20 protein-coding genes are annotated in these 18,761 nt (G+C 68.9%); 8 read left to right on the top strand and 12 right to left on the bottom strand.

What is annotated here, in order from left to right:
• Positions 1-116 precede the first annotated feature (116 nt).
• The 4 genes from OG470_RS30520 (at position 117) to OG470_RS30505 (ending at position 4,464) form a co-directional block, all read left to right on the top strand.
• Positions 117-494: an SCP2 sterol-binding domain-containing protein gene (locus OG470_RS30520; RefSeq protein WP_328417859.1), complete on the top strand. Its 378-nt coding sequence runs from the start codon at positions 117-119 to the stop codon at positions 492-494.
• Entirely contained in the window at positions 491-2,524 is a 2,034-nt protein-coding gene (locus OG470_RS30515; RefSeq protein WP_328417857.1) for an amylo-alpha-1,6-glucosidase, read from the top strand. Before OG470_RS30520 ends, OG470_RS30515 begins: the two co-directional genes overlap by 4 nt.
• A 169-nt stretch (positions 2,525-2,693) precedes the next feature.
• Positions 2,694-3,323: a VOC family protein gene (locus tag OG470_RS30510; RefSeq protein ID WP_328417856.1), complete on the top strand. Its 630-nt coding sequence runs from the start codon at positions 2,694-2,696 to the stop codon at positions 3,321-3,323.
• 133 nt (positions 3,324-3,456) lie between these two features.
• A complete protein-coding gene (locus OG470_RS30505; RefSeq protein ID WP_328417854.1) occupies positions 3,457-4,464 on the top strand; it encodes an NAD(+)/NADH kinase in 1,008 nt (335 codons plus the stop codon).
• A 109-nt stretch (positions 4,465-4,573) separates the two neighbouring features.
• Here OG470_RS30505 and OG470_RS30500 read toward each other — a convergent pair whose 3' ends face one another.
• Positions 4,574-5,815: an IS110 family transposase gene (locus tag OG470_RS30500; protein ID WP_328414295.1), complete on the bottom strand. Its 1,242-nt coding sequence runs from the start codon at positions 5,813-5,815 to the stop codon at positions 4,574-4,576.
• Between the two features lie 518 nt (positions 5,816-6,333).
• Here OG470_RS30500 and OG470_RS30495 point away from each other — a divergent pair.
• Positions 6,334-6,843: a hypothetical protein gene (locus tag OG470_RS30495; RefSeq protein ID WP_328417852.1), complete on the top strand. Its 510-nt coding sequence runs from the start codon at positions 6,334-6,336 to the stop codon at positions 6,841-6,843.
• 167 nt (positions 6,844-7,010) lie between these two features.
• Here the strand turns inward: OG470_RS30495 and OG470_RS30490 are convergent, their stop codons facing one another.
• The 4 genes from OG470_RS30490 to OG470_RS30475 form a co-directional block, all read right to left on the bottom strand.
• Positions 7,011-7,466, bottom strand: coding sequence for a DUF6069 family protein (locus tag OG470_RS30490; RefSeq protein WP_328417850.1), 456 nt, complete (start codon positions 7,464-7,466; stop codon positions 7,011-7,013).
• 12 nt (positions 7,467-7,478) lie between these two features.
• Positions 7,479-7,760 (bottom strand): hypothetical protein, encoded by a 282-nt coding sequence (locus OG470_RS30485; RefSeq protein WP_328417848.1) that lies wholly within the window; start codon positions 7,758-7,760, stop codon positions 7,479-7,481.
• 5 nt (positions 7,761-7,765) lie between these two features.
• Entirely contained in the window at positions 7,766-8,767 is a 1,002-nt protein-coding gene (locus OG470_RS30480; protein ID WP_442931003.1) for an RNA polymerase subunit sigma-70, read from the bottom strand.
• Positions 8,768-8,884: 117 nt separating this feature from the next.
• Complete coding sequence (locus OG470_RS30475; RefSeq protein ID WP_328417845.1) at positions 8,885-10,237, bottom strand: FAD-binding oxidoreductase; 1,353 nt, start codon at positions 10,235-10,237, stop codon at positions 8,885-8,887.
• A 47-nt stretch (positions 10,238-10,284) separates the two neighbouring features.
• Between OG470_RS30475 and pdxR the strand changes: the two genes are divergently transcribed.
• The gene (gene pdxR / locus OG470_RS30470; protein WP_328417843.1) at positions 10,285-11,727 is read left to right on the top strand and encodes a MocR-like pyridoxine biosynthesis transcription factor PdxR; all 1,443 of its coding nucleotides are present in this window, start codon (positions 10,285-10,287) and stop codon (positions 11,725-11,727) included.
• 302 nt (positions 11,728-12,029) lie between these two features.
• Here the strand turns inward: pdxR and OG470_RS30465 are convergent, their stop codons facing one another.
• The 4 genes from OG470_RS30465 to OG470_RS30450 form a co-directional block, all read right to left on the bottom strand.
• On the bottom strand, positions 12,030-12,365 hold the full coding sequence (locus OG470_RS30465) for an immunity protein YezG family protein (protein ID WP_328417841.1): 336 nt from the start codon (positions 12,363-12,365) through the stop codon (positions 12,030-12,032).
• A gap of 12 nt (positions 12,366-12,377) precedes the next feature.
• On the bottom strand, positions 12,378-12,887 hold the full coding sequence (locus OG470_RS30460) for a DNA/RNA non-specific endonuclease (RefSeq protein ID WP_328417839.1): 510 nt from the start codon (positions 12,885-12,887) through the stop codon (positions 12,378-12,380).
• Between the two features lie 115 nt (positions 12,888-13,002).
• Positions 13,003-13,497: a WXG100-like domain-containing protein gene (locus OG470_RS30455; protein WP_328417837.1), complete on the bottom strand. Its 495-nt coding sequence runs from the start codon at positions 13,495-13,497 to the stop codon at positions 13,003-13,005.
• 5 nt (positions 13,498-13,502) lie between these two features.
• Positions 13,503-13,841 (bottom strand): hypothetical protein, encoded by a 339-nt coding sequence (locus OG470_RS30450; RefSeq protein WP_328417836.1) that lies wholly within the window; start codon positions 13,839-13,841, stop codon positions 13,503-13,505.
• A 171-nt stretch (positions 13,842-14,012) separates the two neighbouring features.
• On the opposite strand from OG470_RS30450, the gene OG470_RS30445 reads away from it, so the two are divergent.
• The gene (locus tag OG470_RS30445) at positions 14,013-14,390 is read left to right on the top strand and encodes a YbaB/EbfC family nucleoid-associated protein (RefSeq protein WP_328417835.1); all 378 of its coding nucleotides are present in this window, start codon (positions 14,013-14,015) and stop codon (positions 14,388-14,390) included.
• Positions 14,391-14,908: 518 nt separating this feature from the next.
• A complete protein-coding gene (locus tag OG470_RS30440) occupies positions 14,909-16,093 on the top strand; it encodes a peptidase M23 (RefSeq protein WP_328417833.1) in 1,185 nt (394 codons plus the stop codon).
• Between the two features lie 206 nt (positions 16,094-16,299).
• Here the strand turns inward: OG470_RS30440 and OG470_RS30435 are convergent, their stop codons facing one another.
• The 3 genes from OG470_RS30435 to OG470_RS30425 form a co-directional block, all read right to left on the bottom strand.
• Positions 16,300-17,538 carry an RNA polymerase sigma factor gene (locus tag OG470_RS30435; protein ID WP_328417831.1) on the bottom strand — a complete coding sequence of 413 codons (1,239 nt, stop codon included), beginning with the start codon at positions 17,536-17,538 and terminating at the stop codon, positions 16,300-16,302.
• Positions 17,539-17,602: 64 nt separating this feature from the next.
• Positions 17,603-17,974: a YciI family protein gene (locus OG470_RS30430; RefSeq protein WP_328417829.1), complete on the bottom strand. Its 372-nt coding sequence runs from the start codon at positions 17,972-17,974 to the stop codon at positions 17,603-17,605.
• Between the two features lie 39 nt (positions 17,975-18,013).
• Positions 18,014-18,655, bottom strand: coding sequence for a DUF998 domain-containing protein (locus tag OG470_RS30425; protein WP_328417827.1), 642 nt, complete (start codon positions 18,653-18,655; stop codon positions 18,014-18,016).
• Between the last annotated feature and the right edge of the window lie 106 nt (positions 18,656-18,761).

The raw sequence follows: 18,761 nt of genomic DNA, 5'->3' as shown, positions 1-18,761 counted from the left end.
GAGATTGGTGCGGCCGACACCGGTGTTCCAATCTCACCCGCTGCGGGTGATGCCGCGGCACCACTGGGTGAGCGACGCTGCCTGTTGAGCCGGTCGACCTGTAAGGGGTGGCGCTGATGTCGGATGCGACCAGTGAGTTCTTCGACGAACTCGACCACCGCGGGTCCGAACGCCTGCTGAGGAAGACCAACGGCACCATACGCTTCGACCTCGAACACGATCACGGGATCGACCATTGGCTCGTCACCATCATCAATGGTGATGTTCAGGTGTCGAGGGAGAAGCGCGACGCCGACTGCGTCATCCGTACCGACAACGCGTTCTTCGACCGCATGGCCCGCGGCGAGGAGAAACCGTTGCCGGCGTGGCTGCGGAACGAGATCACGAGCGAAGGCAAATTTCGGTTCATAGTCCTGCTGGAGCGGCTCTTTCCCGGGTCGCCCGGCGCGCGCCATCCGCGGACCTTTGCCCGCGAACGTGGGGGGCATAGATGAGTGCGAAGCTCGTCAGGATCCTGGACGGCAACATCTTCGTGTTGAGCTATGACAGTGGCGACATCGAAGCGACGCCCACCGTCCCGTGCGGGTTCTTCTCGTTCGACACCCGATTCCTGTCGCTCTGGCAGCTGAGCGTCAACGGTGAGCGGCTGCACGCGCTGGCGGTGGACGACTCGCGGTATTTCGTAGTGCGTTTCTTCCTGGTTCCGGGCGCTCCGACCCATTACCTGGACGCCAAGGTGTCGGTCATCCGTGAACGGTCGATCGCTGGCAGCTTCAAGGAGCGGTTGAGCATCCTCAACCACTCCGAAGAACCGGCCGAGTTCACCGTCCGCGTCGAGGCGGACTCCGACTTCACGCCTCTGATCGCGGTCGCGCAGCCGCAGCAGCCAGTGGGAAGGATCCACCGGCGTGTCGAGGACGGGTTCCTGCATCTCGGCTACGAGCGTGAGAAGTTCCGGCGCGAGACGGTCATCTCCACGACCGAGCCGGCGCAGATCGACGAACACGGGCTGACGTACAAGATCCTCGTCGGACCGCACGGACAGTGGACCACAACACTGCAGGTCCGAGGACTGGTGCTGCGTCCGGACGGCGAGGATGTTCGTGAACATGTGTATCCCGGCCGCCCCAGGCGAAGCGAGCAGCAACTCCAGCGGGACCTCGACCAGTGGCTCGATAAGGCGCCGCAACTGACGTGTGACTGGGAGCCGCTGACGAGGACGTATCGGCGTAGCCTCGTCGACCTTGCGGCGTTGCGGTACTCGCCCCTGACGCTCCCGAAGGTGGCGATGCCCGCCGCCGGCCTGCCGTGGTCCGCGACCCTCACTGGGCGTGAACCCATCTTTGCCAGCCTGCAGGCGATGCCCTTCACCCCGGAGCTCGCCATGGCCACGTTGCGCATGCTGGGGATCGATCAGGGCTCCGTGCTGGACGACTTCCGCGACGAGGAGCCGGGAAAGATCCTGCACGAGTTCCGCTACGGCGAGCTGGTCGCGTTCGAAAAACGCCCGCAGTCGCCGTACTACGGCAGCGCGGACGTCACCCCGCTCTACGTGATCCTGCTCGACGAGTACGAGCGGTGGACCGGAGATGCCGCCCTGGTGCATGAGTTCGAAGACGAGGCGCGGGCGGCTCTGCACTGGATCGGCGAGTACGGCGACATCATGGGCAACGGCTACATCTGGTACCAGCGCCGCAACGAGGTCAATGGCCTGGAAAACCAGTGCTGGAAGGACTCCTGGGACGCGATCTCCTACCGCGACGGCAGGCTGCCCGGCCTGCCCCGCGCCACCTGCGAGTTGCAGGGCTACGCCTACGACGCCAAGATCCGCGGCGCCCGCCTGGCCCGCGAGTTCTGGAACGACCCGGCGTACGCCGACCGCCTCGAACGGGAAGCCGCCGAGCTCAAGGAACGGTTCAACCGGGACTTCTGGGTGGAGGACGGCGAATACTACGCACTCGCTCTCGACGCCGACGGCGGCCAGGTCGACGCGCTGTCCTCCAACATCGGCCACCTGCTGTGGAGCGGCATCGTCGACCAGTCCCGAGCCGCGAAGATCGCCGAACACCTCCTCGGCCCCCGACTGTTCTCCGGCTGGGGCGTCCGCACCCTCGCGAAGGGAGAGGCCCGATACAACCCCCTCGGCTACCACGTCGGCACCGTCTGGCCCTTCGACAACTCCTTCATCGCCTGGGGACTACGCCGCTACGGCTTCACCCAGGAAGCCGCGCACATCGCCCAGGGCATCATCGACGCAGCCGAATTCTTCGACGGTCGACTGCCAGAGGCCTTCGGCGGTTACGACCGCGAGCTGACGAGGAACCCCGTCCAGTACCCGACGGCGGACAGCCCTCAGGCCGGGTCCACCGGTGCGCCACTCCTGTTGTTGCGAACCGTGCTCGGCTTGGAGCCGTACGGGGATGACCTGGTGGTGGCGCCGGCCCTGCCCGAGAAATTCAGTCGGATCGAGCTGCTCGACATTCCCGGCAGGTGGGGTCTGATCGACGCCATTGGATACGTCTAAATCGACGCTCAGAAGAGCAGATGAGGCAGAGCTGAGTGCACCAATCGGTCCCTCGGCGGCCGGTTCTTGGGTTCGTGAGTTCCGGACCACCGTGAGCCGGGGGAGGGGGTACTCAGTGTTGGCTGCTCGCGTGGGCGTCCGACGCGCCGCCGATGTTAGGTTCGCCGGCATGACTGTGCAGATCACGGCTGGGCAGTTCCATGCGGCCGACGGTGTCGAGGACTGGCGTTGCCTCTACCACGTGGTCTCGGCCCATTTCCCGACCGGCTCGCTGGCCAGGGGCGTCGCGCTCGTCGATGAGATCGGCCGGCTCGCAGACGAGGCACAGCATCAGTATCTCAACATCGACCTGCGCAACGCCGGCGTCACAGTGACCCTGAGTCTGCGCGACATCGCGCTTGCCCGGCGGATCTCGGCGGCCGCCAAGAAACTGGACATCCCTGCCGACCCGACCGCCGTTCAGCTCATCAACGTCACCCTCGACGCACTCGTCGGCGCGGAAGTGCTGCCGTTCTGGCGTGCGCTGCTCGGCTATCGCCAGATCGGCGACGACTACCTGTTCGACCCGTCGCGCCGAGGCCCGGGCTTCGGGTTGCAGCAAATGAACGGGGCGCGCCCACAACGCAACCGCATGCACCTCGATGTCGCTGTCCCGCACGATCAGGCCAAGGCTCGCATCGCCGCCGCCCTTGCCGCCGGCGGCCGCCTGGTCTCCGATGCGCACGCGCCGATGTGGTGGGTACTGGCCGACGCCGAAGGCAATGAGGTGTGCGTCGCCACCTGGGTCGGCCGCGAATAGCTGACCTGCTCGGGCGCCCGTTCCCGCGGACGAGGCCAAGGCCAGCAAGTCTGGTCATCGGTACCGGCAAGCTGTATGGCACCCTGCCCGGCTTTCGGCAACACGGAAGCGCCGCTACGGGGATGATGGCCGCATGGGGGAGCGGCAGGTCACGTTTGGGTTGGTGGTTCACCCGTCCAAGCCGGTCCTCGACTCGGTAAATGTCATCAAGCGCTTCGTGCATCAGTATGGCGGCACCTTGCTTGTGCGGGAGGCAGATGCGCCGCTGGTCGGGCCAGATATCGAGGCGGTCGCCGCCGCCGCGTTCGTCGACCGCCTGGACGCGGTGGTGAGCCTGGGCGGCGATGGGACGATGCTTGGCGCCATGCGCTTGGTCGTGGGGCGGGACAAGCCGGTCCTCGGGGTCAACTACGGCAAGGTCGGCTTCCTCGTTGAGGTCTCTCCCGCCGGCCTGGAAGCGGCGTTGGACCGCCTCGTAGTCGGCGACTACACGCTGGAACCCCACAGTTGTTTGGAAATCATCACCAACGACGACGGCGTTACCGCCTTCAACGACGTCGTGGTAACGGCGTCCGAGCCGCTGGTGAGCATGACAGTCGACTTGCTCGTCAACGGCTCGCGGCACGGCTACTACTGCGGCGACGCTGTCATCGCATGCACCCCGACGGGCTCGACGGCCTACAACTACGCCGCCGGCGGGCCGGTCATCTCACCGTCTGCACCGTCGATCGCGCTAACCCCGGTTGCACCCATGACGGGCATCAGTCGGTCGGTCGTGCTAGGCGGCAAAGACGGCGTGGAGCTGTACAACCCGTCGGAGGATGCGTCGTTGCGCATAACGGCCGACGGGACGCCTGTCGGTATGCTCAGGCCCGGCGGCGGGCTGAAGTTGCGCCTCAACGAAGACGCGGTCAACGTCGTACGGTTCGATCCGGGTATCCACCAGCAGCGCAAACGAGTCCAGCTGAGTCTGCTCGACCTTCCGCTGCGCCCCGACCAGCTGCTCGAGCTCGTTCCGCCCGAGCTGCGGGAACGGGCCGAACAGTTCAGGGCCGAGCAGGCCAGACTCGAGCAGGCTCATCCCGGCCGACCGCCGACCGTTTCGGGCACGCCCCGCAAGGCCGGGCGTACTGAGCCGTGATGGACGCAGCGATTCGCTCGGGTGAACGTTTGGCACGTCATCGGGTGCCGTTGCATTGAGTGTTGGCAAGATCGTGGCAGGCTTGAGTTGCCCTGTGTCAACCCCTGGGTCAGGCGGCTGTTGGTTGGTTTTGGTTGAGGAGGGTTTGGAGGGTGCCGTGGGTGGCTGGGTTGTAGGGGACGTTGTCCTGCCAGCAGCGCCAGATGATGTGTGCCCAGGCGCGGGCGAGGATGCGGACGGCGTGGGGGTGGTCGCAGCCGCGGGCGGTTGCTTTTGCGTATAGATCGGCGGCCCAGGGGTTGGCGCGGCGGGAGTCGCCGGCGAAATCGCAGAGGGCGTCGCGCAGTTGTTTGTCGGCGCCCCAGCGGAGCATGACGGTCTTGACCTTGCCCGATTGTCGGGTCGAGGGGGCGACCCCGGCGAGGCAGGTCAGCGATTCGCGGGTGGGGAACCGTCCGCGGGCGTCGCCGATTTCGGCGAGCAGCCGGGCGGCCCGGACGCTGCCGGAGCGGGGCAGGGACGTGAAGATCGGCGCGTCGGGATGTGCGTCGAGTTGTTCGCCGATGCTGGCGGCCAGGATCTGGATCTGGGCTGTCAGGGTTCGCAGGACGGCGACCAGCGCGGTGGTGGTGCCCGCGTGGATGCCGGCGGGCTCGCCGGTGACGCCGCGGGGTGCGGCAAGCAGCCGGGCGTGCAGCACGGCCGGGTCAACGCCTCCGCTGTATGAGACGGAGCGCAGCCAGACGGCGAGGCGTTTGGGCGAGAGCCAGTCCGCGGCCTGCTGGGTGGTGAACCGGCCCAGGAAGGTCAGAGTGATCGGCGAGTCGATGTCGGCGAACAGCGTTGCGGCGGCGGGGAACACGATCTGCAGGTGTGCCCGCAGCTGGTTGGCTGCGGCGACCCGGTGGGTGACGAGGTCTCGGCGGGCGCGGACGCTGCCGCGCAGCGCGGTGGTCTGCTCGCTGTCGACAACCATGGGTCGCAGCCGGCGGACGTCGGTGCGGACCACGTCGGCCAGGACGTAGGCGTCGAATCGGTCGTCCTTGTTCCCGGCCGATCCGTACCGGCTGCGCAGGTTCTTCACCTGACCGGGCGGGATCACGTACACGGTCAGTCCGGCCCGCATCAGGGTCTGGACCACCGGTCCGTCGCCGCGTTCGATGCCGACCTGCTCGACACCGGCGCGCAGCAGCCGGGCGGCCATCCGCTTCAACCCGGCCGCGTCGTGCGGCACGGTGAACCGGTCCAGGACCTCCCCTTGATCGCCGAGCACGCAGACGGCGTGGTCGTCCTTGGCCCAGTCCACCCCCGCCGTGACGCGCATGGCAGTGGGGTTGGGGTTGATACTCACAGTTGTCTCCTCGCTGTTGCATCAGTGGGAAGACACCCGGTGGTCCCGGGACACCGCAGCCGGTCGCTCACTGATCGGCGCTCATTGGCGCATAGCCCTGTAGCCAGTCGGGGTGTCCTGGGCCGCCGGGCCTCGCAGAACTCAAGCTGGACCTCGAAGGTCGAGCAGTGATGGCGATGGCACGGCGGGGACCAGGGGTGCACCCGAACCCTCCCACTCAGCGATCAAACGGGCGACTCGGATACAGGGATGCTGCACCAGTGAGCAGTGAAGCCATCGACCCGCTCTCGCCCGTGGTTGCCTCCGACGTCGGCGTTCGCCGGGTTCCGTTTTCTCCCCCCCGGCGGGCAGGGTGGGTATTTCGCTCACCCTGCCCATCTCCGGTACGGGCACGTCCGCCCCGCCCCTCCCTGAGCCACGCCTCCGGCACCTGCCGGGTCCGGGTCGTTGCGAGACTTCCGGAGCGGGCGACAATGGACGGTCAGGTGCCTTGCAGATCAACACGAACGGTGGTGTCGGTGAGTCTGATCCAGGCGTGTGTCACCGCGACGACGACGATGCTGGCGGTCCTGATCGGCGGGTGGCTCACCGTCCGGGCCCAGGACCGGCTGTGGCGGCGCGACCAGGACCGACAGTGGTGTGACATCCGGCTGAACGCGTACACCGATTTCATCGGCGCGGTCCGGGAGTACGTGGCCTTCGTCCTCAACCCGGCCGCCCGCATCATCGCGGTGCCGCGCCAACGTGATCCGGGTGATCTCATGCCGTTCTTCGACGACGAGGGCAGCCGCTACCGGGAGCGGCTGGAGAGCACCAAGACCGCGCTCCGGCTGGTGGCCGGGCGATCCGAGGTGGTGAGCGGCTCGTCGGAGCTGGTGCGCCATGCCCGGCTCCTGGCGGCCGTGCGGGCGGATAGCGGCGTCGAGGCGTTGCCGGCCGACCGGTTCGACGCGCTGTGGGAGGCCGAGCGCCGATTCATCGAGGCGGCCCGGGCCGAACTCGGCCTGCCCTCCGCGTTTGCGCCATAACCGGTCCACCAGGGCCCGCCGTTAGGTGCGGGCGCCTTGGTGGCCCGTTGGCGTTTCGCCCGCCGAGCGCTGGTACCGGCGCCTGGAATGGAGGGTGGCAGCACCGGGGGCCACGTTAGTGCGCTCGCGCACGCCCTTGCGCCGCACGTTGTCCCGTTGCGGGATCGTCAGTCGGTCCGGGTGCGGAGGCTCCGCGCCAGGGTGGGGATCATCACCGTCGCAGGGACGAGGTGTAGCCCGAGGAGGGCGATGGTGGTGGCGGTGTTTGCCCCGGAGACGAGAGGCGGGACCAACGAGATCGCGGTCAGCGACACTGCCGTCCACACGAATCGCTCGGCGGGGCGAGCGCTCCAACGAAGAAGAGCGACGGCAATGACGATGCCCACGACCGAGAAGAAGCCGGTCACCACGGTGAACCCGGACAACGGGATCGTCTCGCCACCATCGGGGATCTCGAAGTCGACGCCAACGGCCTGGGCAAGCGCAGCGGCGAGAGTGGTGGCCACCATCGCTGCGAGCGTGGCAATGAAGCCGGTGCCGGCGAGCCCGCGGAGTCGGTGGGTGTGGCTGGTCTGGCCCGATGCCGGGCCTGCGACGACCCCGTTGTCATTCATGCTGTTCATGTCGTTCCTCCATCATTCGGTAACTGGGCGTACGGGGTGTGTTGCCTGGCATGTGACGGTCCCGGCCCTGGGCGTGACGATGCGCACCCTCGCCGTGCGACGGCCGGGGTTCCGCAGGGCGCGGACGCCGGTGCCGCGGAGCCAGAACCCGGCGTCGCGTCCGAGGACCGGCCCGGGCTCGCCGTCGCGCAGCTCCAGCTGCACCCGCCCACGGGTGACGACGCCGAACGCGTCGCACCACTCCGCCGCGACCACCGCGACACGCGCGCCACCGCGCAGCACGAGCGTCCACACCGGGACTACTCCGTGCCGTCCGCCGGCAGGCGCTCCGGCAGCCCGAGCCGCGGGAACTGGTCGTCGTGGAACGTGACGATCTCGGTGATCGCCCCGCCGGTGACGCGCAGGACGTCGATCGTCAGCGGCAGGTACGCGCCCTCCTGCTCCCGCCAGAGGTAGAAGGCGACGGCGGGCTGCCGGTTCACGGCGGTCAGAACGCCCCGCAGGCGCCCCATGTCTGCGAAGCCATCCTCGACCCAGTCGTTCACCACCGTGTCGCGGCCAACGTGCAGGCCCGGCGTGGGCGGCATCGAGTAGCGGACGTCGTCCCGCAGCATGGCGGCGAGCCCGTCGATGTCCTTGGCCACGCTCGCGTCGGTGAAGCGGCGCACCAGCTCGCGCGTCCCGGCGTCCTCCTCGCCGCCGGTCCAGTCCTGCCGCTCGGCGGGCAGGTGCTTCCGCATGCCGGCGCGGGCCCGCTGCAGCGCGCTGTTCACGGAGTTGACTGAGTCCCCGAGGAGCTCCGCGACGTCCTTCGCCGGCCAGCCGAGCACGTCCCGCAGGATCAGCACGGCCCGCGGGCGCGGCGCGAGGTGCTGGACTGCGACCAGGTACGCCAGCTCGATCGTCTCTCGCGCGACGGCGACGGTCTCCGGCTCGTCCGCGTCGCCCGCGGGCAGCTCGTCGAGCAGCCGGTCCGGGTAGGGCTGCAGCCACAGCACCTCGCCGCCGGTCGCAGGCTCCGGGCGGCACTTGGCGAGCAGGTCCAGGCAGGCGTTGGTGGCGATCCGGTACAGCCAGGCCCGGAACGTCGACCGCCCCTCGAAGGTCTCCCGCCGCCGCCAGGCACGAAGGAACGTCTCCTGCACGGTGTCCTCGGCATCCTCGAACGATCCGAGCATCCGGTAGCAGTGCACGTGCAACTCCCGCCGGTGCCGCTCCGCCAGACCCGAGAACGCCGGCTCGTCGACCTCGCCCAACCCGCTCACGCCCAGCTCCTCCAGCCGCATGTCCGCGCTCATCACGTCATCCTTCCGTCTCGTCGTGTCCCGTCGTAGATATGACGGGTGCGGGCGCGACAACTCATCACTCGGGTCGGTCGGCGTGGCTGATCCAGTCGGCAGTCTCGGGTGTTTGTTCGCTCAGGCGTGGCTGGGCCGGATGTTGTGGTTGAGGTGGAAGACGTTGTGCGGGTCCCAGATGGTCTTGAGGGCGGTGAGCCTGGCGAGCTTGGCGGCCGGGTACGCACGGCGTACCCCGCGTTGCCCCTCGTCGGCGGCGAGCGAGTTGACGTAGACGCCGTCGGCGTACGGGTCGAGCGCGGCTCCGGCAGTGCGAGCCGCTGCCATCCGGGTGTCGTCTTCGGATGGCTCGGTCCAGCGGGAGCCGGCGCCGAACTCGAACGTGGTGCCGCGGTGGCTGAACGCGGCGTCGGCGTCGGCGACGTCGGCAATGGCGCCGCCGTGCGCCTGCAGGCCGACGCCGGGCAGGTAGGTGCCGGCCTGCAGGTCCGACGCGCCGCGCAGCAGGAACGCCTCGATCGCGGCGGTGGGGAACTGCCGCAGGTAGTGCGCGCTGGAGTACCGGCGGTAGGCGTGGCCGCCGGTGGTGTCGTCGCGTTGCTGGAGTTCGAGGTATGACGGGGTGGTGACCCGCTCGGCGACCGGGCGCCCGAGTGCGCGCATCGCCGGCAGCAACCGGTGACCCTGTGCAGGTTCGCCGACCCATACGAAGCCGACGGTGGCGACAGGGCCGCTGGCCGTGCTGTGGACATCGGCGGTGAAGGTCGCCTGCCGCGGCGCGACGGCGTTGAGGTCCCGCCAGCCTTCGAGCACCGGCACGGCGTCCTCGGCGCGGAAATCGAACTCGGCGACCAAGGTCTGCGTTCCGGTGTGGTGCAGTTGGAAATCGAAGTCGGTGACGATGCCGAAGTTGCCGCCCCCGCCGCGCAGGCCCCAGTAGAGGTCGGGGTTCTCGGTTCGGCTCGCGGTCACAACCTCCCCGTCGGCGGTGACCATCGTGTAGGAGACGACGTTGTCGCAGGCCAACCCGTGTTGGCGGGCGAGCCAGCCCATGCCGCCGCCGAGGGTCAGGCCGCCGACTCCGGTGTGCGAGACGTTACCCGCGGTCGTGGCGAGGCCGTATGGCTGCGACGCCCGGTCGAGTGCGCCGAGCAGCGCGCCGCCCTGGACCCGGGCGCGCCGCCGGATCGGGTCGACCCGAACGCCGTTCAACGGGGTCAGGTCGATCATCAGGCCGTTCGCGGGGACGGCGAGGCCGGCCACGTTGTGCCCGCCGCAGCGCACCCCGATCTCCAGGTCGAGTTCGCGGGCCAGGCGCACCGCAGTCACCACGTCGGTGACGCTCGCGGCCCGCACGATCATCCGCGGGCGGCGGTCAATCATGGCGTTCCAGACGGTGCGGGCCGCGTCGTAACCCGGGTCGCCCGGGGTGAGAAGGCGGCCGTCGAAGCGGCGGCTGGTCGCTGTCGTCATACGTCTGAGCCTGACGGAAATCGGTACACCCGGTAAGGTCCGATTGCATGGGCCGAACCAGGACCAATTCGAGCACGGCGGAGGACCTGCTCATCGATGTCGACCGGTCCGCGGCCGAACCGCTGCACCGGCAGATCGCCGCCTCGATCCGGGGCGGCATCCGGGCCGGCCGGTTGCGTCTTGGGACGTCCCTGCCACCCACCCGCACCATCGCAGCCGATCTTGGAGTGTCACGCGGCGTCGTGGTCGAGGCCTACCAGCAACTCGTCGCCGAGGGCTACCTCACCAGTCGGGCGGGCGGCTACACCCAGGTCGCGGTCGAGCCGATTCCGACGCCGGCGGGTCGCCGCGGCGGAGATCGGCCGGCCCCCCGGATCGACTTCGGGTACGGCCGCACCGACGTGTCGTCGTTCCCCCGGGCCGCCTGGCTGCGTTCGGTGCGAACGGTCCTCACCACCACGCCGAACGAACACTTCGCCTACCTCGACGGGCGTGGCGTGCCCGAACTGCACGCAGCCCTGACCGACTACCTCAACCGGGTCCGCGGCACGTCGGCCCGCCCGGAGAACGTCGTGATCTGCAGTGGCTACGGCCAGGGCGTCGCGCTGCTGCTCCAGGTGCTCGCGGCGCGCGGCGCCCGCCGGCTGGCCGTCGAGGACCCATCCGCGGACGACGACGCCCGCCTTGTCGCGGCCGCGGCCGGCCTGGACGTGATCGGCGTCCCGGTCGGGCCGAACGGCATTCTCGTCGAGGAGCTCGAACAGACCGACGCGGACGCCGTCGTGCTGACGCCCTCGCACCAGTGGCCCACCGGCGGGGTCCTGTCGGCCACTGCGCGGGCCCGGGTGATCGGCTGGGCGCAGCGTCGCCGCGCCGTGGTGATCGAGGACGACTACGACGCGGAGTACCGCTACGACCGTTCGCCCATCGGCGCCATGCAGGGGCTGGCGCCCGACACCGTCGTGTACTGCGGCACAGCGAGCAAGACCCTGGCGCCAGGGCTGCGCCTCGGCTGGCTGCTGGCGCCGTCACACCTGGTCGACGAAATCACGGCGGCCAAGGTGCTGGCCGACCGCGGCTCTCCCGTCATCGACCAACTGACCTTCGCCGACTTCCTCACCCGCGGCGAATTCGACCGGCACCTGCGGCCCATGCGCCCGGTCTACCGCCGCCGCCGCGACGCACTCCTGGCCGCGCTGCGCAGACGGCTGCCCGAACTGGAACCGGTCGGTGTCGCGGCGGGCCAACACGTCGTAACCTGGCTCCCGCACGACCTCGACGAGGCCGCAGTCGTGGCTGCCGCCGCCCGGCACGGGCTGGCCGTGCAAGGCGTCTCCCGGTACCGACTGAGCCCCGCCGGACCCGGCGGGCTGATCTTCGGCTACGCCACCCTCACCGAACGCGCCATCACAGACGGAGTGGAAGCCCTTGCCGACGCGGTCGCAGAGGTCCGCGCCCACATCTGCCGCGAGCCGCGCTACACACCGTGACGAGTAGCTCCTGCCGTAGCTCGCCCGATCGTGCCGAAAAGCGGATGTTGGATCATGAATCCGCGGACGAGCCTCTACATCGGAGGGCCCGACCTGAACCGGACGCTCCTGCCGCGGATCCACCCGCTGCCCTGCCGGAACCGGACTCCGCCACACCTGCCCGGCCGGGTCCTCGGCGGTCGACGCTGGGGCGTGGTCGGTCGACCAGATGCGGGTCAGCGCCCGCAGGTGGGTGATGCGTCGCTTTCGTCAGCGGCGCACAACTTAGCAGCGGAGGCAATCGATGCGTTCACGGAGAGCATTCAGTCAGTTGGGGGCTCGTACGAGAAGTCGACCTCGAAGGTGCCGTCACTCTGTACGGCCATGGTGAACCCGTACCACGGCTCGCTGCCGTCTTCGGCCATCACTTGCCGCAGGTCGATGAGCAGGTCGGCGATCTCGTCGACGGCCTCGTCGGGGTTGTCGTCCCATCCAAAATAGAACACAGTGCCGTCGAGGCCCCGGAGCTCTAGGGCAGCGTTGGCGTAGTCAATGTCGGCTTCACCGTTGACGGTGATTGTTGCCGCGTTGTCGGGCAGGATCGACATGAGGATCTGCCCGATCCTAGTGATGATGTCGCTGTCACGACCGTCGGGCACTTACGGCACCTCTCATGGATTGCGGAATCGGTTAGTGCGTTTGGGGCCGTTATCTATTTGTTCCGTGATGGTGAACGCGGTGGGCCGGGTTGATGTTGAGTTTGGATCGTAGTGCACCCGGCCCTCGACCCGTACTGGGCTGGAGCCCGAGCCGGGGCTTGGGTGGTCTGGGTCCAGGGCTCGCGCCCACCTGTTCTCCATTCGTTTCCAGGCGGACAGGTTGAGGTTGGAGTCCATCGCCACGAGGTTGATGCGCTCGCCCGGACCGCGGAAGATGTGGGCGAACAGGTGACCGCCCTGGTCGGTTAGCTTGCGGAAGGGCTTGCCGACGACGCGCTGCTGGTAGGCGTTGCGGTTTCCATCCACCAGCTGGAGACGGCCGCTGAAGTGCGTGACCCGGCCCTTGGAGTCGGTCTTGTAGGTATAGCCGGTGGTGCGTTCGACGTAGGTCGTGTTGGGTTGGAGCTTGCGCCGATTCACCGCCCGGTTCCACCCTCCGGGCTGACCGGCGTCGAACTGCACCCGGGTGCGTGTGCGCGGAGCGGGGATGACCCGCCCTCCCACGCCGATCGGTCCGCGTGCGTTGGGTGCGCCGCCTGGAGTCGCGCGTCGTCCGCTCCCTGGTCTGCCTCGGCGTCTAACCATTGAGCACCGCCTCGACGGCCATGCCGACGAGCTGATCGAGGATCAGCGAGGTGATCATTTTGAAGACCGGGATTTCGAGGAGGGAGGCACCGAACGTCGCGACGGCGGTCGCGATGGCCTGGGCGATCTGCACAGCAAGGATCGCCAACTGCACAATCACCTGGATCTTGAGGGCGAGGACGACGCCGGCGCAGACCATGAGCCCGGCCCCGACAAGCGAGGCCCCGGGGATGCCCTGCTGAAGCGCGTTCGCCGGGCTGTCGGCGCCGTTCCACCAGGTTTGGAACGCTTGGGCCGCCTCGCCTTGATTGTTGTCCCAATAGGCCGAGCCTGAGGCGAGGGCAGCGGCACCCGCTGCTTCCATCTTCGGCGCGAACTCCACCCACAGCTGCCCAAGCTGGAACAACTTTTCCTCGTCCGAGGTGGGCCAGTCGTAGCCGAGCATGCCGAGGATGGACACGAGTTCGCTCGGTAGCTGCAGTCCCATGCTGGTCAGCCGAGGCTCTCGCCGAGGGCGCTCAGCGCGGTGAAGGCCTCCGCTTCGATCCGTTCGTAGGCTTCCGCCACGCCGACGAGGTCGTCGCCAGCGGCCGCCAGTTCATCAGCGACGGTGTACCAGCAGTCGAGTGCCCATTGGGAGACGAGGCCGTAGGCGGTGCCGATGTAGGTGCCGATGGTGTCGTCACCCCAGGCGCCGTCGTAGGCGGCGGTGGCGGCCTCGAACGCTGCCAACTGCTCAAGGAAATCATCGCCGGTGGAGGCGAGGTTGTTGCCGGCGGTGACAATCGCCTCAGGTTGCACGTCGAAGCCTGGCACGGTTCCCCCGATCACGTGACGGACTCTGGCGGCACGATTCTATCGGCCGACGTCAACGTTTCAGCCACGCAAAAGGTCTCGCGGTCACGTGGGGGTCGCGGCATGTAGGGCGATGTTCGTACGCTCAAGGGAGGCCGATGGGACGGGGGAGCGGATATGCGTCCGAGCAGCGAGGGTTTCTCGGAGATGCTGGACCAGGTGGTCGCCGCCGCGGGCAAGGTGCAGGAAGTAACCACAGACGGTGCCGAGCCGGTCCGAACGAGCGCCGCGAACGGCTGGGTCGAGGCAGAGTTGGGTGCGGATGGACGGCTCGCCTCGCTGACTCTCGATCCGGGGCTGAAAGGACTGCCGATGGAGCGTGTCGCCGACGCGATCGTCGAGGCGGTCAACGCGGCCCTGGACGAGCAGCAGGCTCAGGGCGGCCACGGTGGGCCGTCGGTCGACCTCTCCGAGATGATGGCGCAACTGAAGCAGATCCAGGAGGCAGCCGTTCCGCAGATGCGCTCGTTCGTGGCCGCTATGACCAGTGCCCAGCAGGAAGCCGCCGCTCGCGCGTCACGATAGTGAGCTCAGAGGTGCCGGCGCTCGAAGCATCAGCCTGACCGCGGCCAGGATTACCTGCTTTCCGGCCGGTGTGCGGCTGCGGTTGCGGAAGCTACGGCGACGCAGGCGGCGACCTGCTCGACCAGCGACGGCTCGTGGCCGGTCGTCGGCGCCGGGGGTGATGCCGGCGGCAAGGGATTCACGTCCTGCGCAGCCCGCCCGGCGCACCGCGAGACACCACCTCCGCCGATGGCCGACCTGGCCACGATCCGGGTGCACCGACGGCAGATCCTCCACGGCATGATCAGCGAATACTCACAGGCAGCGTCGCCAGAACCGGGTTTATGAACGGCGCACGCTGTTGAGCAGCACCGCGACGGGACCGGTGCGGCCGATCCGGTAGGACTGGGCGGCGATCGGACAGGTTAACGGCCGGCTGTTCCGACGGCACGACGATCCACGCTTCATAGACACAAATCAATCTCATGTATATCGTCCTTCGGGTATATGTCAGCCTCTCAACCCCCTCTGGAGAGGACATGATCAGTACTCGACGCTGGGTCGGTACCGCCACGGCGATCCTGCTCGTTGCCACCATGACCAGCACCGTGCCGAGCGGTGCCCACGCCGCGCCGGCCACCGACGTCACCACCGCCGTACGAGACAAGCTGCTCCAGGAGGCCGCGGTCGCGGCGGACCCGGGAATCCGCACCGCCGGTGTGGAGGACACCCGGGTGACCGTCACCCGCCGGGACGGCCGGGCCTGGGCCTTCGGCACCGCCGTGCTCGTCGCCCCGCACGAGGAAGGGCTCTACCCGTCCGGTTGGATCTTCGTCGCCCACCAGCAGCGCGGCGGCTGGCAGGTCGCCTTCGAGGGCGAGGCCAACTTCACCGAACTGGCCGCGGCCGCGCCTGCCTCCGTCGTCGCTCAACGGGAAAGGGACGCCTTCACCGCCCCCGGCACGTTGGCCGCCAACGGGGACTTCCGCACCGGCATGCGCCTGCCGCTCGCCCTCGGCCAGTCCTGGACCCTCAGAGGTGGCCCGCACGGCTGGTCCGGCTCCCCGCGGCCGTTCAGCTCGATCGACCTGTTCGGCGGTGACCAGCGGGTGCTGGCCGTTCGCGCCGGCACCGCGTACACGATGTGCAAGGGCTGGATCCGGGTGGTCCACGACCGGGGGTACACCACGGACTACTACCACCTCTGGAACAACATCAACGTCGACGGCGCGTCCGTCGGGGCGGGCACCTACCTCGGAGACACCGGCACCGACATCACCTGTGGCGGCTCCGCCAGCAGTCGACACGTACACCTGGGGTTCCGGCAGAACAGCGCGTACGTGGCGATCGCCACCCACAACCTGGGCAAGTGGGTGCCGAGAGAGGGCAGCACGGCCTACGAGGGCTACGCGCTGCACGGCTCGAAGCGCGTCAACGTCGGCGGGGCGCTCTACAACTACGGCCCGCTCGGCTTCACCGAGGGAATCATCGACAGCAACGGCGGCACATCGATCAGTCGACGGTCCGGGCCAGGCACCGGGTACGGCGTCGTCGGCTCGATCGCGGACGGCGCCACGGCGGCCGTGGCCTGCTCGGCGAACGGCACCACCCACACCGGCCGCTGGGGCACCACCGCCCTGTGGAACCGGCTCACCGACGGCACCTGGATCCCCGACGCGTATCACTACACCGGAGCGGCCAACCCGGTCAACGGCTGGTGCTGACGCCCCACCCCGCGCCCACCCGCGCCACCCGGTGTCGGTGGCCGGTAGCACCACCACGACGGCGGGGCGCACACCCTGCGGCGCGGCGAGGTTGGATCCGCCGCGTCGCAGGGACATGCCGCCCGGGGGCTGAAGATTCCGCCCGAGGGGGTGGAGGCGCTCCACTGAAGGGCGTCGAGCAGCTGGTCCCTGCCGACGATCATCGGTCAGCCGAGCCGGTGGGCTCGGCGTTGGAGGTATCGCTGTTCGACCTGGTTCTGGGTCAGGGCGGCTGCTTCGCGGTACCGCGCCGCCGCGCCGGCCGTGTCTCCGGTCATCTCGAGCAGATGTGCGCGGATCGCGCGTTCGCGTTGCCGGGTCAGCGGTTCCTCGTCCAGATGGTAAACCCGGTTGAGGTTGTCGAGCAGGGCCAGCCCTCGGGCCGGCCCGTACGCGTGCGCGACTGCGACCACCCGGCTCAGCCGTACCGGCGCGGTCGGACTGAGCCGTTCGAGACCCAGGTACAGCGCCGCGATCTGTGGCCAGTCCGTCCGGTCCGGCGACGCGGCCGCGGCGTGCACGGCCGCGATCGCCGCCTGCAGCTGGTACGTGCCGACCTCGCGCCGCCGCCAGACGCTGTCAATCAGTTCGGTGCCCTCGCGGATAAGCTCGGGATCCCACCGGGCCCGGTCCTGCTCGTCCAGCGGCACCAGCTCGTCGTCGTCGGTACGGGCAGCGCGCCGCGACTCGGTCAGCAGCATCAGGGCTAGCAGCCCGGTCACCTCGGGGTCGTCCGGCAGGGAGTCGCGGAGCATGCGGGCCAGCCGGATCGCCTCACGGGTCAGGTCCACGCGGGCGAGTTCGTCTCCGGTAGAGGCGGTGTAGCCCTCATTGAAGATCAGGTACAGCACCTGCATGACGGCGTTCATCCGGCTGACGCGGTCAGCGTCAGTCGGCGGTGTGAACCGGGCGCCGGCGCGGACCAGTTGCTGCTTGGCGCGGCTGATCCGGGCGCCCATGGTGTTCTCGGCCGTCCCGTAGGCGTGTGCGATCTCCGTGGTCGTAAGGCCGCCGACCGCACGCAGCGTGAGCGCCACCTGAGAGGTGGGGCTCAGCGCTGGGTGGCAGCACAGCAGCAGGAGCGTGAGGCTTTCGTCGGTCTCCAGTACAGGACGGGCCCGTCGGGCCGGGTCCTGCATCGCCAGCTCGCTCACGCCGGCGAGCCGCTCGCGGCGGCGTCGAGCCTGGTCGGTGCGGAGCAGGTCGACCATCCGCCGGTACCCGATCCGGATCAACCAGCTCCGCGGGTTCTCCGGCACGTCGTCGGCCGTCCACGTCCTGCTGGCGATGAGCAGTGCTTCCTGTACCGCGTCCTCGGCGATGTCGAAGTGGCCAAAGCGCCGCACCAGCGCGCCGAGGACCTGCGGCGCCTCGGTGCGCAGCAGGTGCTCGACATCCGGCGTCACGCCGGTGCTGCCGTTCGTGTGCCCTCCCGGTCTGCCGCTGTCCGGCGACGCGGGACGCGGCGGGTCATGCCGCGAAGTCCTCTCCCATGATCGGCCGGATCTCCATCGGCTCGCCCAGCGCCTCGACCATCCGCGAGACGATCTCGACGGCGCGCTCCTGGCTGCCCACGTCGATCACCGCGAAGCTGGCCAGAACCTCCTTGAGCTCAACGAACGGGCCGTCGGTGGCCACCACGCCGGTCGGGGTCCTGCGGACCGTGGTGCTGACCGCCGGGTGACCGAGTCCTTCGCTGCTGACGAACTCGCCGGTCTCGATCAGCTCCTGTTCGAACCGCTGGTACGCGGCGAACGCGGCCAGCGCCTCCTCCGACGGGGTGTCGGCGGTCGCGGCGTTCCAGGCGGCGGACGGCGTGTAGCTGAGCAGTAGATACTTCATGGTCATCCTCGTTCGCGGGGTCGGATCACGCTACGCCGATCAACTCGAACGGCGCAGGGAGAGGGCGACGACCGTCGTCCAGGTGAAGGCGACCAGGCCGTTCACGGCGATCTGGATGCTCATGTGGCTCGACGACATCGGCATCAGCAGGATGAGCGCGGCGAGGCCGTTCAGCACCGCCGGCAGGGCGGCCCGACGGCGGACGTGCCGGATGGTCAGCAGGATGGCGGCGACGGCCAGCGCGGTGAAGGCGATGGCGGCCGCCGCCGAGTGCGCGATGCTGTGCCAGGACATTTCGCCGACCGGCCCGTCAGGGGTCCCTACCGGGAAGCCGTACTCCGGATCCATGGTGAACACCCCAGCCGCGACGAGCCCGGCACCGAAGATCCCGACGAAGATCGGCATTGCCCGCCGACCGGTGCCCTCGGTGAGCGTGCGCCGGACACCGACGGCGAGGGCGATCCCGCCGAGGCCGGCGAGCACGAATGTGGTGATCTGGATCCAGCCGAGACTTCCGGTGGCCAGCTGGCTGATCGGGTGCTGCGTGATGTCGTAGCCCTCCCGGGTGAGCATCTGCGTCACGGCCGAGGCGAAGAAGACCGGTCCGGCGAGGCCGCCGGCGAGGAGCAGGCGGTCGGACGAGCGGCGGACGGCGGGAACGGTGGCGGCGACGGTGGCCATGACTTCCTCCTTGGTGGGTGCTTGCCGCTACCTCGTCGCCGCACCGCGAACTTTGACATTCCGGGATCGTGACCCAGGTCACAGAACGTCGATGTCAAAGCCCAAG

This window comes from Micromonospora sp. NBC_00389, assembly GCF_036059255.1.
Classification (GTDB): Bacteria; Actinomycetota; Actinomycetes; order Mycobacteriales; family Micromonosporaceae; genus Micromonospora.
Note: the sequence above shows the minus strand (reverse complement) of the source record. Positions and strands in the feature narration are given on the sequence as shown.

Excerpts from the sequence above, each read along its gene's own strand:
- OG470_RS30520 (WP_328417859.1), top strand. The coding sequence starts at position 117 with ATGTCGGATGCGACCAGTGAGTTCTTCGACGAACTCGACCACCGCGGG.
- OG470_RS30475 (WP_328417845.1), bottom strand. The coding sequence starts at position 10,237 with ATGACGACAGCGACCAGCCGCCGCTTCGACGGCCGCCTTCTCACCCCG.
- OG470_RS30515 (WP_328417857.1), top strand. The coding sequence starts at position 491 with ATGAGTGCGAAGCTCGTCAGGATCCTGGACGGCAACATCTTCGTGTTG.
- OG470_RS30455 (WP_328417837.1), bottom strand. The coding sequence starts at position 13,497 with ATGGGACTGCAGCTACCGAGCGAACTCGTGTCCATCCTCGGCATGCTC.
- OG470_RS30445 (WP_328417835.1), top strand. The coding sequence starts at position 14,013 with ATGCTGGACCAGGTGGTCGCCGCCGCGGGCAAGGTGCAGGAAGTAACC.
- OG470_RS30490 (WP_328417850.1), bottom strand. The coding sequence starts at position 7,466 with ATGAACAGCATGAATGACAACGGGGTCGTCGCAGGCCCGGCATCGGGC.
- OG470_RS30440 (WP_328417833.1), top strand. The coding sequence starts at position 14,909 with ATGATCAGTACTCGACGCTGGGTCGGTACCGCCACGGCGATCCTGCTC.
- pdxR (WP_328417843.1), top strand. The coding sequence starts at position 10,285 with ATGGGCCGAACCAGGACCAATTCGAGCACGGCGGAGGACCTGCTCATC.
- OG470_RS30505 (WP_328417854.1), top strand. The coding sequence starts at position 3,457 with ATGGGGGAGCGGCAGGTCACGTTTGGGTTGGTGGTTCACCCGTCCAAG.
- OG470_RS30430 (WP_328417829.1), bottom strand. The coding sequence starts at position 17,974 with ATGAAGTATCTACTGCTCAGCTACACGCCGTCCGCCGCCTGGAACGCC.
- OG470_RS30510 (WP_328417856.1), top strand. The coding sequence starts at position 2,694 with ATGACTGTGCAGATCACGGCTGGGCAGTTCCATGCGGCCGACGGTGTC.
- OG470_RS30425 (WP_328417827.1), bottom strand. The coding sequence starts at position 18,655 with ATGGCCACCGTCGCCGCCACCGTTCCCGCCGTCCGCCGCTCGTCCGAC.